This is a genomic window from Pseudoduganella violaceinigra DSM 15887 (assembly GCF_000425385.1).
Taxonomy (GTDB): domain Bacteria; phylum Pseudomonadota; class Gammaproteobacteria; order Burkholderiales; family Burkholderiaceae_D; genus Rugamonas; species Rugamonas violaceinigra.
This window is the reverse complement of sequence record NZ_KE384356.1, coordinates 79,676-91,797: the sequence shown is the minus strand read 5'-3', so window position 1 is coordinate 91,797 and position 12,122 is coordinate 79,676. Positions and strand designations below refer to the sequence as shown.

Annotated in this window: 16 protein-coding genes and 1 tRNA gene; 5 read left to right on the top strand and 12 right to left on the bottom strand. The window is 62.5% G+C overall.

The features are described 5' to 3' along the window. The first annotated feature begins 7 nt into the window (after nucleotides 1-7). The 3 genes from H597_RS0116975 (at nucleotide 8) to H597_RS0116965 (ending at nucleotide 2,051) form a co-directional block, all read left to right on the top strand. Nucleotides 8-775 carry a cytochrome c1 gene (locus tag H597_RS0116975; RefSeq protein WP_028103179.1) on the top strand — a complete coding sequence of 256 codons (768 nt, stop codon included), beginning with the start codon at nucleotides 8-10 and terminating at the stop codon, nucleotides 773-775. Nucleotides 776-893: 118 nt separating this feature from the next. Beyond that, complete coding sequence (locus tag H597_RS0116970; RefSeq protein ID WP_028103178.1) at nucleotides 894-1,505, top strand: glutathione S-transferase N-terminal domain-containing protein; 612 nt, start codon at nucleotides 894-896, stop codon at nucleotides 1,503-1,505. A gap of 60 nt (nucleotides 1,506-1,565) precedes the next feature. Continuing rightward, complete coding sequence (locus H597_RS0116965) at nucleotides 1,566-2,051, top strand: ClpXP protease specificity-enhancing factor (RefSeq protein WP_028103177.1); 486 nt, start codon at nucleotides 1,566-1,568, stop codon at nucleotides 2,049-2,051. Nucleotides 2,052-2,222: 171 nt separating this feature from the next. Here the strand turns inward: H597_RS0116965 and H597_RS0116960 are convergent. The 8 genes from H597_RS0116960 to H597_RS0116925 form a co-directional block, all read right to left on the bottom strand. After that, nucleotides 2,223-2,298: transfer RNA gene (locus H597_RS0116960), tRNA-Thr, on the bottom strand. A gap of 1,011 nt (nucleotides 2,299-3,309) precedes the next feature. Next, on the bottom strand, nucleotides 3,310-3,744 hold the full coding sequence (locus tag H597_RS0116955; RefSeq protein WP_028103176.1) for a DoxX family protein: 435 nt from the start codon (nucleotides 3,742-3,744) through the stop codon (nucleotides 3,310-3,312). 77 nt (nucleotides 3,745-3,821) lie between these two features. Beyond that, the gene (locus tag H597_RS31320) at nucleotides 3,822-4,397 is read right to left on the bottom strand and encodes an alpha/beta fold hydrolase (protein WP_051293869.1); all 576 of its coding nucleotides are present in this window, start codon (nucleotides 4,395-4,397) and stop codon (nucleotides 3,822-3,824) included. Next, entirely contained in the window at nucleotides 4,390-5,139 is a 750-nt protein-coding gene (locus H597_RS0116945) for an HvfC/BufC N-terminal domain-containing protein (protein WP_028103175.1), read from the bottom strand. Before H597_RS0116945 ends, H597_RS31320 begins: the two co-directional genes overlap by 8 nt. Continuing rightward, nucleotides 5,136-5,954: an MNIO family bufferin maturase gene (gene bufB, locus H597_RS0116940; RefSeq protein ID WP_035374554.1), complete on the bottom strand. Its 819-nt coding sequence runs from the start codon at nucleotides 5,952-5,954 to the stop codon at nucleotides 5,136-5,138. Before bufB ends, H597_RS0116945 begins: the two co-directional genes overlap by 4 nt. Before the next feature lie 20 nt (nucleotides 5,955-5,974). Further along, entirely contained in the window at nucleotides 5,975-6,244 is a 270-nt protein-coding gene (gene bufA2 / locus H597_RS0116935; protein ID WP_028103173.1) for a BufA2 family periplasmic bufferin-type metallophore, read from the bottom strand. A gap of 27 nt (nucleotides 6,245-6,271) precedes the next feature. Continuing rightward, nucleotides 6,272-7,045, bottom strand: a complete 774-nt coding sequence (locus H597_RS0116930; RefSeq protein WP_028103172.1) for an alpha/beta fold hydrolase — start codon at nucleotides 7,043-7,045, stop codon at nucleotides 6,272-6,274. Then, nucleotides 7,045-7,308, bottom strand: coding sequence for a BufA1 family periplasmic bufferin-type metallophore (locus H597_RS0116925; protein WP_028103171.1), 264 nt, complete (start codon nucleotides 7,306-7,308; stop codon nucleotides 7,045-7,047). The genes H597_RS0116930 and H597_RS0116925 overlap by 1 nt, the downstream gene beginning before the upstream one ends. Nucleotides 7,309-7,506: 198 nt before the next feature. Between H597_RS0116925 and H597_RS0116920 the strand changes: the two genes are divergently transcribed. Then, complete coding sequence (locus tag H597_RS0116920; protein WP_028103170.1) at nucleotides 7,507-7,875, top strand: hypothetical protein; 369 nt, start codon at nucleotides 7,507-7,509, stop codon at nucleotides 7,873-7,875. Nucleotides 7,876-7,975: 100 nt separating this feature from the next. On the opposite strand, the gene H597_RS0116915 is transcribed toward H597_RS0116920, so the two are convergent. The 4 genes from H597_RS0116915 to H597_RS0116900 all read right to left on the bottom strand — a co-directional run bounded on the left by H597_RS0116915 (nucleotide 7,976) and on the right by H597_RS0116900 (nucleotide 11,209). Continuing rightward, a complete protein-coding gene (locus H597_RS0116915; RefSeq protein WP_028103169.1) occupies nucleotides 7,976-8,740 on the bottom strand; it encodes a hypothetical protein in 765 nt (254 codons plus the stop codon). Further along, a complete protein-coding gene (locus tag H597_RS0116910) occupies nucleotides 8,737-8,922 on the bottom strand; it encodes a hypothetical protein (protein WP_154668145.1) in 186 nt (61 codons plus the stop codon). Before H597_RS0116910 ends, H597_RS0116915 begins: the two co-directional genes overlap by 4 nt. Nucleotides 8,923-9,017: 95 nt before the next feature. Next, the gene (locus H597_RS0116905; protein ID WP_028103167.1) at nucleotides 9,018-10,718 is read right to left on the bottom strand and encodes a long-chain-fatty-acid--CoA ligase; all 1,701 of its coding nucleotides are present in this window, start codon (nucleotides 10,716-10,718) and stop codon (nucleotides 9,018-9,020) included. Beyond that, nucleotides 10,715-11,209: a winged helix-turn-helix transcriptional regulator gene (locus tag H597_RS0116900; RefSeq protein ID WP_028103166.1), complete on the bottom strand. Its 495-nt coding sequence runs from the start codon at nucleotides 11,207-11,209 to the stop codon at nucleotides 10,715-10,717. The genes H597_RS0116905 and H597_RS0116900 overlap by 4 nt, the downstream gene beginning before the upstream one ends. Nucleotides 11,210-11,356: 147 nt before the next feature. Between H597_RS0116900 and aqpZ the strand changes: the two genes are divergently transcribed. Next, nucleotides 11,357-12,046: an aquaporin Z gene (gene aqpZ / locus H597_RS0116895; RefSeq protein WP_028103165.1), complete on the top strand. Its 690-nt coding sequence runs from the start codon at nucleotides 11,357-11,359 to the stop codon at nucleotides 12,044-12,046. The last annotated feature ends 76 nt before the right edge of the window (nucleotides 12,047-12,122 follow it).

Genomic DNA, 12,122 nt, shown 5'->3' with positions numbered 1-12,122 from the left:
CTCATACATGAATTTTCCTAAGAAACTGCTGGCCCTCCTGGCCCTGGTACCGGTGCTGGCCTTCGCCAATGAAGGCGGCATCGCATGGGACAAGGCGCCAGACCGTTCGCACAATATGGCCGCCCTGCAAAACGGCGCCAAGCTGTTCGTCAACTACTGCCTGAACTGCCACAATGCGTCGAGCATGCGCTACAACCGCCTGCGCGACCTGGGCCTGACCGAAGAGCAGATCAAGAACAACCTGCTGTTCACCGGCGAAAAAGTGGGCGAGCTGATGACCACTGCCATGCCGGCCAAGGATGCCAAGAACTGGTTCGGCACCGTGCCGCCGGACTTGTCCGTGATCGCGCGCGCCAAGGCCGATCCGTCCAAGGGCAGCGGCGCCGACTACCTGTATACTTACCTGCGTACCTTCTACAAGGATGACACCCGGCCAACCGGCTTCAACAACATGGTCCTGGAAAACGCCGCCATGCCCCACGTGCTGTGGGAGCTGCAGGGTATCCAGAGCGCCAAGTTCGATGAAGTGGCCGATCCGCACGATCACAAGAAGAAGGTGCACAAATTCGTCGGCTTCGAGCAGGTCAAGCCGGGTACCATGAGCAAGATCGAGTTCGATACTGCCGTGGCCGACATCGTAGGTTACATGGAATGGATGGCCGAGCCAGCCGCCCAGAAGCGCAAGCAGCTGGGCGTATGGGTGGTCATCTTCATGTCTATCTTTGCTCTACTGGCATGGCGCCTGAACGCGTCGTACTGGAAAGAAGTCAAATAAAATCGCGTGCGCCGGATGTTCCGGCGCGTGTTTTATTGCGCCGTCCGGGCTGCCGGGCGGCCCAACTGGGGTGAACCGTTCGCGGTCTCGCCCCCTTTGTTTCTAAGGAACTAGGAAAATGATGGTTCTCTATTCGGGCACTACTTGCCCATTCTCCCAGCGCTGCCGCCTGGTCCTGTTCGAAAAGGGCATGGACTTTGAAGTGCGCGATGTTGACCTGTTCAACAAGCCGGAAGATATTTCGACCATGAACCCATATGGCCAGGTCCCGATCCTGGTCGAGCGCGAATTGATCCTGTACGAATCGAACATCATCAATGAGTACATCGACGAGCGCTTCCCGCACCCGCAGCTGATGCCGGCCGACCCGCTGATGCGCGCCCGTGCCCGCCTGATGCTGTTCAACTTCGAGAAGGAACTGTTCGTGCACGTGCACACGCTGGAAAGCGAGCGCAACAAGACGAGCGACAAGAGCCACGACAAGGCCCGCGCAGAAATCCGCGACCGCCTGACCACGCTGGCGCCGCTGTTCCTGAAGAACAAGTACATGCTGGGCGATGAGTTCTCCATGCTGGACGTGGCCGTGGCCCCACTGCTGTGGCGCCTGGACCACTATGGCATCGAGCTGTCGAAGACCGCCGCGCCGCTGATGAAGTACGCCGAGCGTATCTTCTCGCGTCCTGCCTACATCGAAGCGCTGACTCCGTCCGAGAAAGTAATGCGCCGCTAATGGCGGCCCCTGCGGCGCGTCCTTGCTTGCATTGAGCGCGCCGCAACTTATAGTTTGAACATGGCAGAAATCTCCACCAAGCCTTACATGCTGCGCGCCATCTACGAATGGTGCACCGATTGCGGCTATACCCCCTACCTGGCCGTCAAGGTCGACGCCGCGACCCAGGTCCCGATGGAATACGTCAAGAAGGGCGAAATCGTCCTGAATATCAGCTTCGGCGCCACCTCCGGCCTGAAGATGGATAACGACGCGATCCACTTCCACGCCCGCTTCGGCGGCGTGTCCCGCGAAATCTATGTTCCGGTCAATAACGTGATGGCGATTTACGCCAACGAAAACGGCCAGGGCATGGCGTTCGAACCACTGCTGGGCCAAGCGCCCGCAGCCAAGGTCCCGGCCGCAGTCGAGGAAATTGCACAGGCGCCTACCCTGGCATCGGTGCCGCTGGCGCCTGTACCACGCAATGATGACGACAATGGTCCTGACGATGGCGGCGAGCCACCAAAGAAAGGCGGACGTCCCACTTTGACGCGCATTAAGTAAAGCGCTCAACCCGATGAATGGCTTACGTGATCCGTCCGTAAGCCATTTTTCATTTGTGGCGCAGTGAGCGCCATGGGGACTTGAAAGCGGTGGGATTTGCCGGCTCTTGCGATCGCCTGGCAGCGTTCGCTTGTGGAAATAAAAAAACTCAAGCCAAAGCTTGAGTTATTTTGGTGCCCCCGTCAGGAATCGAACCCGAGACCCCCTGATTACAAGTCAGGTGCTCTACCAACTGAGCTACAAGGGCGGACGTAAAATTATAGCGGACTTGATCCACCAAGGCAACGAGTTGCTCGCGTGGGTAATAGCCCTTGGGTGCCGCGCTCTAAGTAGCTCTTGATCGAAACGCAACACTCTGATTTCAACAGGGCACATTGAGGCGGAGGCCCCTGCATTCTGCACAGAGGCAAATGCCAAACGCACATATGATTTGTAATCATCAGGCGGCGGATTCAAATCCTGCAGCCGGCACCAAGACATGGCAATAAAAACAACGCTTACGTGTCTTGCACCTAAGGTGTTTGTCTTTGTGGTCATCGAAAAGTACGCTTTCAGTACAGTGAGGATACATAAAGCCTCGTGGCAGCCATTCTTCCCACCCTTTCCGGCACCTGCAAAGCGCCTATACGCCTGAAGGGCTGCCCAGCAGCTCCAAGAAAAAAAATGGGCCTTATGGGAAGACCGCGTGATCAAGTCATCAGAAAGGGATTGAGATGGATTGTCGTCCTGTCCGCAAAGATAAACTGGTTGGGCAAGAGGCACGCGTGTCACGCCCCGAAAAAGTCTACGACCTACAAATGCCAAGGGTGAGTATATGAAGGCCCGTTTGGCGTTCGCCACCGGCGCACTTGCATTGTTATCGCTGGTCAGTGCCGCCGAAAAAATGCAAAGCGAACCGGAAATTCCGTCGCGCAAACCCCTGAGTGGCAACTATCAAATTTACGGTGGAACGCTATCGGAAATGCTTCCCCCAGCGCCAAAGACAAGAAGGTAGCGTTCAAAATAACCGGCGCCCTGGCGCGAGACCTTTTCAATCAGATCGGCCCTGACGTAAAAGATTCCTGTAGCGCCGCTGCCGGATATCGTGAGAGGCGCAGGGGCGATCTTCTTTGCACCCATGACGAAGATGGATACCTATGCTACTTCGGCATTGACGTTGTAACTGGCAAGGGTACTTACGGAGCAACGTGCTAAGCGCTTCCTGCTTTATCTATGAGCCGAGAAAGAATGGCCTGGGCCTCAGGCACGGCGAAAGTTTTCATGTACGACGTGTCAGTAATCGGTCAACGGAGAATTTGCCCGCGCCTTGTGCGATCAATGGGAGCAGCAGCGCCGCCCAGCTCAGGTGGGTGGGCCAAGCATCGGGATAGACGAAGATTTCGATGACGGCGGTCATGCCCAGCAAACCCAGGGCGGCGCTGCGGGTGAACAGGCCGAGGACAAGGAGGATCGGCAGGGCGTGCTCGGCGAAAGCGGCCATCGGCGCTGCGACCTCCGGCGGGACCAGGGGCAGCATGTATTCGTAGCGGAACAGGTCGACGGTCGAATCTTTCAGCGTGAACCAGCCTTCAACCTTGGTGCGGCCGGAGAGGAAGAAGATCGCGGCGACCGCCAGGCGGGCGGCCAGCAGTCGGACCGACGCGGGCAGCAGGCGTGCTGCGAGCATGTGCAGGGATGCGATGCGGGCGGCCATGCCGCTACGTGCTGGGTATGCGCCAGGCTGGGTGGGGGCGAAGTCAGTACTCATTATGTTCTCCGTATTGTTGGGTTTCAGGTGCGCCATTTGCCGTCTCGAACCAAGGTGGCTGCGGATTCCGCGATTTGCTGCGCTGTTGCCTTGGCGGGGAGGATGAAAGTCGGCACGGCGGGGCCGCTGGTGGATGCGCCTTCCGCGCCCGCCAGCACGAGGCCGATGACCCGCGTGTGGCGCAGCTTGGCGGCTGCCTGCGCGGCGTGCAGGGCTTCTCCGGCGCCGATAAAGACGGCTTCCGGCATATGCAGAGCATCGAGGAAGGCGATCAGGTCCTGGCCGAGCAGGGCCGGATCTGCATCGCGCAGTTGCGGCAGCAGGACGTGGTGTCCCTGCGCCGCGAGCAGGTTTGCGATTTCTGCGTAGCCTTCAATGCTTTGGCCGTGGCTGCGGGCGAGCACGATGGGGCGGCCGTTTTCGGGACCGGCCGTGTGGTAGCTGAGCGCGGGCTGCGCGGCCGCGACGGCGCGCAGCGCGTCGGTGGCGCTGTGCAGCGGCAGCGCGGCTCCGGCGAGGGCTGGCGCGAAGGCGAGGCTTGCCACACCGGCCATTCCGGCGAGCGCGGACAGCAGGAACAGGCGGCGTGTCTCATTCATTTTCAACTCCTGTAATCAATTCGCTCGCCAGCCAGTCGGCCAGCATTGCGCCGGCGCTGGCAATTCCCTGCTCCTCGCCTAGGCGTTCCACCATCAGTGCACACAGGCCGACAAAGCTGCCTTCGCGCTGCAGGTGGGCCAGCGCGGCGTATTCGACCGGGTCCAGGGCGCGCAGGCAGGAGACGAAGCCGCGGCGCCAGACCAGCAGGCCGCCGGCGGCAGGCAGCATTTCGCTTTCGGGCGAACCGCCGTCGCGCAGGGCGAACCAGAGATCTGCCGCATTGGTGGTGGCGGCGCGCAGGTGCGCCGTTGGCGTCAATTGCAGGCGTGCGCGGTCCCAGTCGATGGCCGCCAGCGCTTCCGGGGCGACGGGGGCTGCGTCGAGGCCGACGAAGGCCTGCCCCAGCGCGTGCTCGATCCACGCCAGTTCGTGCAGGTCAGGGTTGTCGGGGAAGAGCGCCTGCAGTGTGTCGTGGAATCCGTCGGCGTAGGCGTCCAGCGTCCAGGCATGGGGCGGCCGGCGGCCGATGTGCGCGGCGGCGGCGTGCAGGAACGCTGGTTCGCCAATGAAGGCGCGCAGGTACGGGTAGCTCTCCTCGAGGCAGCCGACCAGCTGCGCGCGATAGTTGTTCTGGTAGACGGCGCGGCCAGGGCCGGCCGGAACATGCGCGGCGGCCATGGGAAGCGGCCCCGATGCGGCCAGCATGGCCTGGAAGCTGCCCTGGAGATTGGCGAGGTTCATGCTGCCTCCTTATGCGCTGCCAGGCGGCGGGCCATATCCAGCTCGGCGAGCAGATCGCCCAGCGGCGGAATATCGCCGTCGCGTTCGATCATGGTGGCGACCGGGCCGCAGCGCGCGATCGTCTGCGCATACAGCGACCAGACGGCGTCGTTGATGGCGCTGTCGTGGGTGTCGATCAGCAGGCCGTCGCCCTGGCTATGTCCGGCGAGGTGGATCTGGCAGACCCGGTGCATTGGAATCCCGCGCAGGAAATCTTGCGGGTCGAAGCCGTGGTTGCTGGCGCTGACGAAGACATTGTTCACGTCCAGCAGCAGGCCGCAGCCGGTGCGTTTGGCCATGGCGGCGATGAATTCCCATTCCATCATGGTGGATTCGGCGTATTGCAGGTAGCTCGACGGGTTCTCGACCAGCATGGTGCGCCCCAGCGCTTCCTGCGCCTGGTCGATATTGTTGCAGACGATGTCGAGCGCTTCCTTTGTATAAGGCAGCGGCAGCAGATCGTGGGAGTTGAAGCTGCCGATACGCGACCAGCTTAGATGGTCGGAGACGAACATCGGTTCGATCTCCTCCACCAGGGCGCACAGGCGCGCCAGATAGTCCGGCCGCAGGCCGTCGGCGGAACCGAGCGACATCGACACACCATGCAGCACCACCGGATGGCGCTCGCGCACCCGGCGCAGGATGTCGCGCGGCTGTCCGCCGGCGACCATGAAGTTCTCCGAGATCACTTCCACGAAATCGACGCCGACGTCGCCTTCGAGGAAATCGCGGTAGTGCTCGCGGCGCAGGCCGAGGCCAAAGCGATGGGCATGCATGATGTGTCTCCGATGGGTGCTTACTTGGCTTCGGTCAGGGTGCCGCCCAGTGCCTTGCACTCGGTCGGGGTTTTCACCAGCACGCCGATGCCCTTGCATTGGTTCAGGCCTTTGCAGTCGTTCTTGGCGGTGGCGCACAGGCTGGTGCCCTTGCAGGTATTGATGCCGTAACAGCGGCCCGGTTCTTCTTTCGCTTTTTCCGCGGCGAAGGATGGTGCGGACAGGGTCGACAGTGCGATCAGGGCGGCGGCGCCGGCCAGGCCAGCACGGGTTTTGGTAGCGATAGACATGGTATTTCTCCTTTGATTAACGTGGAATTAGAGGACGCTGAGGGCAGCGTCTTCGATTACTTTCGCAACCGCTTCCGGCTGCGATACTTGCACTGCATGGCTTGCTGCAATTTCGGTCACTTGGGCGCCGGCGCGTTTGTACATCCAGCGCTGGAGTTCCGGGTTGACCAGCCGGTCTTGCGTGGCGACGATGCCGAAGCTCGGCTTCTGGTGCCACATGGCGAACCAGCTCGGCGTCCCCATCAGCACATTGCTGACCGGGACTTGCGAGGCCGCCATGAAGTTGACGCGGTTCGGCGTCAGGTCGGCGGCCAGCGCGGCGTGAAAGCGTGCGGCATCGAAGTACTGGAAGCCGCCGCGGTCAGGCCGCGGGTCGCCGCTGGCACCGGGCATCGACGACAACAGCTGCTGCGAGGTCTCGCCGATTTCCGGCGCCAGGCCAGCCACATACACCATGCCCTTGACCTTGTCGCCGCTGGCGACGTTCGACATCACCGTGCCGCCGATACCGTTGCCGACCAGGAGCACGTTGCCGAACTGCTGGAAAATCGCTTTGCGGGCAATGGCGATGTCGTCGTCGAGCGAGGTGTGCGGCAGTTGCGCGACGGTGACCTTGTAGCCTTTCAGGCGCAGGATGTCGTGCACTACGCGCCAGCTCGAGGCGTCGATATAGGCACCCGGTACGATCACGATGTTCTTTGCGATCGGCGGAGCGGTCGGCGCTGCAGCCGGGGTTGCGGCGCTTGCCGCGCCGGTCAGGCTGACGGCCAGGGCGATTGCTACGGTGGCGGCGCGTCGCATCACTTCGCCTTCAGCGAGCCGTAGCCCTTGGGGGTCTTGATGCTGGTGCAGGTGCCTTTTTCGACCAGGATCCAGGCATCGCCCTGGTAGTCGGTTTTGGAAGTGGCTGCGCACGAAGTGCCCGGACCTGCGGCGCAATCGTTATGCCCGGCTTTCGCCACGCCGTAGCACTTCTCCATTTCCTTCTTCGGTTCTGCGTGGGCGGCGGAGGCGCACAGTGCGATGGCGAGGGTGGCGGCGATGCCTGCGTAGGTGGTTTTCATGTTTCTGGTCTCCTGGGTTAAGGTGTGACCAGATTAAGGGGGCAGTGTGTATCGCTTGTGTCGGCGGTATGCGGCGTTTCCGCAAGTTGTGTATCTGGCATGGCGCCAGATACACTGGGATACAAAAATGTCCGGTTGGCGGCGCAGCTACGACTCTGAAAGCCGAAGCGGCCGGGCTGCCGGCGTAGAATCAAGCACATGATGTCCACGCTGCCGTCCGACCTTCACTGGAAGCTGCTGCTGGGGAGCTTTATTCACGAGTTCTCCCGGCTGGAAGCGCATGTTTTCATCCTGTGCGCGCGGGGTATCGGCACGGACGAGACCCGCAAACTCACCTTCGGCAAGCGTATCGACCGCATCAAGGCGGCATTGAAGCAGCAATCGCCGCAGGCCAGCGAAGGCATGCTGGCGCTGCTGCGCGAGGCGCGCGGACTGGCGGATTTCCGCAATGCGCTGCTGCACAACACGGCGTTTCACGGCATGGGCGGCAGCGCGCCGCAAGTGGAGGAGGTTGAAGCGCGCCTGAAGCAGCTGGAACGGCTGCTCGACGCGCTGGCGCTGGCTTAGAGGCCGTTTCAAAATGGCCATGGCGTTGTTGCAGCTCCTTGCCGTGCAGGCGCACTGCCTTCGTCGCTGCGCCTAGCCACGCCCATTTTGAAACAGCCTCTTAGCCGCGCAGGGCTGCGATAGCCTGCTGCACGCGCGCGCTGTCGATGCGCTTGGCCAGCTTGCGTTCCTGCTCGCCCATGCGCTGGAACGCTTCGTCGAGCTCCGTCTGGGAAGGCTGCAATGGCGCCAGCGAACGGGCCAGCTTGGGCAGGATGGACCGTTGCAGGAAGCGTTCGCCCATCTGGCTCAACTGCCAGGCGACGGCGCCCAGGCTGAGAAAGAAAGCGATGATGAAACCGGTGTCCATATTCTGCGGCGCTTGCTGGCGCAGCACGGTGAGGACAGCAGCGCAAAAGGCGAACGCCGCGCCGATCGACCACCACACTTCCTTATCCAGGCGGGTCGTCGCTTCATACTCGTCCAGTGCGTCGGCCTGCAGGCGCAGGGCAGCGTCGAGCTGGCGCCGGCGCTCCGATTCATCGAGCAGCAATGGCGCCTCGCGCAGGCGCGCTGCGGCCGCCAGCGCATCGGCGTGGCGTAGCGATAAATGGGGATTGGTGGCCTGTTCCAGCTGCGCCAGCGGCAGCTGCTCCACGCTCAGCCGGGAGTAGTGGCCAGCTTCCATCGGCAGCGCCATGCCGCAGTCGCAGCAGGTGCGCTGGTATCCGGCCAGCTCGCCTTTGGAAAGGGTGATGTAGTACACATGCCAGGCCATGCCGATGCGCTGCACGGAGAATGCACGGGCCGCCCGGCACACGGGGCAGAAGTCAGCGACGTAACCGGCGGGGCTATATACCGCCTTCCTGCCCCAGACGAAAATCATGCGTGCTTATGGGCGCTGGTTTTCGCAGTTTTATGGTGCGCGGTTTTCTTGGCCGAAGTCTTGTGCTTGCCGGCCGTCGCGTGTGCCTTGTGGTGGGTGGCGGTGGTTTTGGCGGACGTGGTTTTTGCAAAGGCTGGAACGGTCAGTGCGAGTGCCAGGGTGGCGACGATCAAGTGTTTCATGCAATTCTCCAAGGTCGGCAAAAGCGTGCCGGGGCGCACGGCCATTATAGGCCCCGACACGATTGAATTTCCATAGGCGCAACCCATAAGGGAAGCTACGCAGCGGCCCTTTCTTGAGGCAGATCATCCCGCAATTCGCGGCGCAGGATTTTGCCGACATTCGACTTGGGCAGACTGTCGCGGAACTCGATGTACTTCGGCTTTTTGTAAGCCGTCAGCTGTTCCCTGCAATGCTCCATCATCTGCTCGCTGGTGAGCGAGGGATCCCTGCGCACCACGAACAGCTTGACCGCCTCGCCCGAACTTGCATCGGGCACGCCGATGCAGGCGCATTCCAGCACCAAGGGATGCGCGGCCGCGACGGATTCCACTTCGGTCGGATAGACGTTGAAACCGGAGACCAGGATCATGTCCTTCTTGCGATCGACAATGCGCACATAGCCCTGTTCATCCATGATGCCGATATCGCCCGACTTGAAGTAGCCGGAAGCTGTCATCACGGCCGTGGTTTCGCCCGGCCGGCGCCAGTAGCCGGCCATCACCTGCGGGCCGCGGATGGCGATTTCTCCGGGCTCGCCGAAGGGCAGCGGCGCGCCGTCGTCGTCCACAATCGCCACCTCGGTGGACGGCACCGGCAGGCCGATGGTACCGCTGAAGCCTTTCTGGTCGGTGCGGCACAAGGTGGCGGTCGGCGAGGTCTCCGACAGTCCGTAGCCTTCCAGGATCGGACAGCCCGTCGCCTGCAGCCAGCGCTCGCTGACCGCCTGCTGCACCGCCATGCCGCCGCCCAGGGTGATGCGCAATTCCGAGAAGTCGACCTTGGCCAGGCCGGGCTGGTTCAACAAGGCATTGAACAGGGTATTCACGCCGGGGAAGAAGTGGACGCGGTACTTCGCCAGCTCCCTGACGAAGCCGGCCATGTCGCGCGGGTTCGGCACCAGCAGGTTCATCGCGCCCCAGCGCGCGCCCATCAGCATGCAGGCGTTCAGCGCCAGGATGTGGTACAGCGGCAGGGCGCACACCGTCACCACCTGCCTGCCACTGCGTTCATTGAGCAGGGCCGGCGCGGCCCAGGCATCGTTCTGCAGCATATTCGCGATCACATTGCGGTGGGTCAGGGTGGCGCCTTTCGACAAGCCGGTGGTGCCGCCGGTGTACTGCAGGAAGGCGACGTCCTCATGCCCCAGGTCCGGCTTGTCGAGCTCCCGCCCGGCGCCCTCGCGCAGCGCGGCGCGGAATGGCACGGCGCCCGGCAAGCTGAAGGCGGGCACCAACTTCTTCATCTTGCGCACCACGAAATTTACCAGGGCGCCTTTGGCGAAGCCCAGCATATCGCCCATGCTGGCCACCACCACGTGTTTGACCCGCGTGCGCGGCAGCACCTTCTCCAGCGTGGTGGCGAAGTTTTCAAGGATGAAGATCGCCTCGGCGCCGGCGTCGGCCAGCTGGTGCTCCAGCTCGCGCGCCGTGTACAGCGGATTGACGTTAACCACTGTGAAGCCGGCGCGCAGCACCGCCGCCACCGCCACCGGGTACTGCAGCACATTGGGCATCATGACCGCCACGCGCGCGTTCCGCTCCAGACCGCGCGACTGCAGCCAGGCGGCAAGGTGGCGCGAGTGCCGTTCCCACTCGCGATAGCGCATGCTGCTGCCCATGCAAGCATAGGCATCGCGTTCGGCGAAGCGGGTGAACGATTCCTCCAGCAAGTGCGGCAGGGAGTGATACAGGCCGGGGTCGATGGTGGCGGGAATGCCCTCGGGGTAGGACTTGAGCCAGACTTTGTCAGGGGTCATGCGGTCTCCTCTCGTATGCGCATCAATGCGTGCGTCTTGTCATCGGCGCCGGGACCGGCCACCGTCTCGATCTGTTCCGGCTGCAGGTCGCGCCCGTCCGCCGCGCGGATACCGACGCCGGCCACGGGCAGGCCGCTGGCCTTGTCCACCAGTGTCAGGCGCGCCCCATCCGGATGCGGCGCCCATTGTTCGCCCCACAGCGTCATCGCGGCCAGCACCGGATACAGGGCGCGGCCCTTGGCCGTCAGGCGGTAATGGACGACGCGCGCGTCATCGGCGCAAGGCTGGCGCAGCAGGATGCCGTTCTCCACCAGCTTTTCCAGCCGGCGCGCCAGGATGCTGGTGCTGATGCCCAGGTGGCGCTGGAAATCCTGGAAGCGGCTCATGCCGCAGAAGGCATTGCGCAGGATGACGAAGGTCCACCATTCGCCGACCTGTTCCAGGGTCTGGGCGATCGGGCAATTCATCTCGGCAAAGGAATTTTTACTCATTGATTAACTTTATGGCAATCACTTCGGTAACGCAAGTGAAATTTCCCCGGCGCCGTGTTGCGCAGTGCAACACATCACACCGTTGTCATTTCCGCCATTTATCGTTAGTCTGTTTTCAAAATTACTGATAGTCAACGGAGGGTAGACATGCAAAAACTGGGTGCGGAATTCTTCGGAACGTTCTGGCTGGTGCTGGGCGGTTGCGGCAGCGCGGTGCTGGCGGCCGCCTTCCCCGGCGTGGGGATCGGCTTGCACGGCGTATCGCTGGCCTTCGGCCTGACGGTGCTGACCATGGCCTATGCCATCGGGCATATCTCCGGCTGCCATTTGAACCCGGCGGTATCGGTCGGGCTCTGCCTGGGCGGCCGCTTCCCTGCCAAGGACCTGCCCGGCTATATCGTGGCCCAGGTGCTGGGCGGCATCGCTGCCGGCGGCGTGCTGTACCTGATCGCCAGCGGCAAAGCCGGTTTTGACGTGTCGGCCGGCTTCGCCTCCAATGGCTATGCCGAGCATTCGCCGGGCGGCTACGGCCTGGTTGCCGCGCTGCTGACGGAACTGGTGATGACGGCCTTCTTCCTGATCGTGATCCTGGGCGCCACCGACAAGCGCGCACCGGCCGGCTTTGCGCCAATCGCCATCGGCCTGTGCCTGACGCTGATCCACCTGGTTTCGATTCCTGTCACCAACACCTCGGTCAACCCGGCGCGCAGCACTGGCGTCGCCCTGTACGTGGGCGGCTGGGCGGTTGCGCAGCTGTGGCTGTTCTGGCTCGCACCGCTGCTGGGCGCGGCGGCCGGCGCCGCCATCTACCGCTTCATTGGCGGCGACCAGAAGTAAGGTATAAAAGTCGGGGTCAGGTCTGTCATTTGGACATCCAGTTAGAACCTTTGATGTAGCTCAATATGCCAATTCG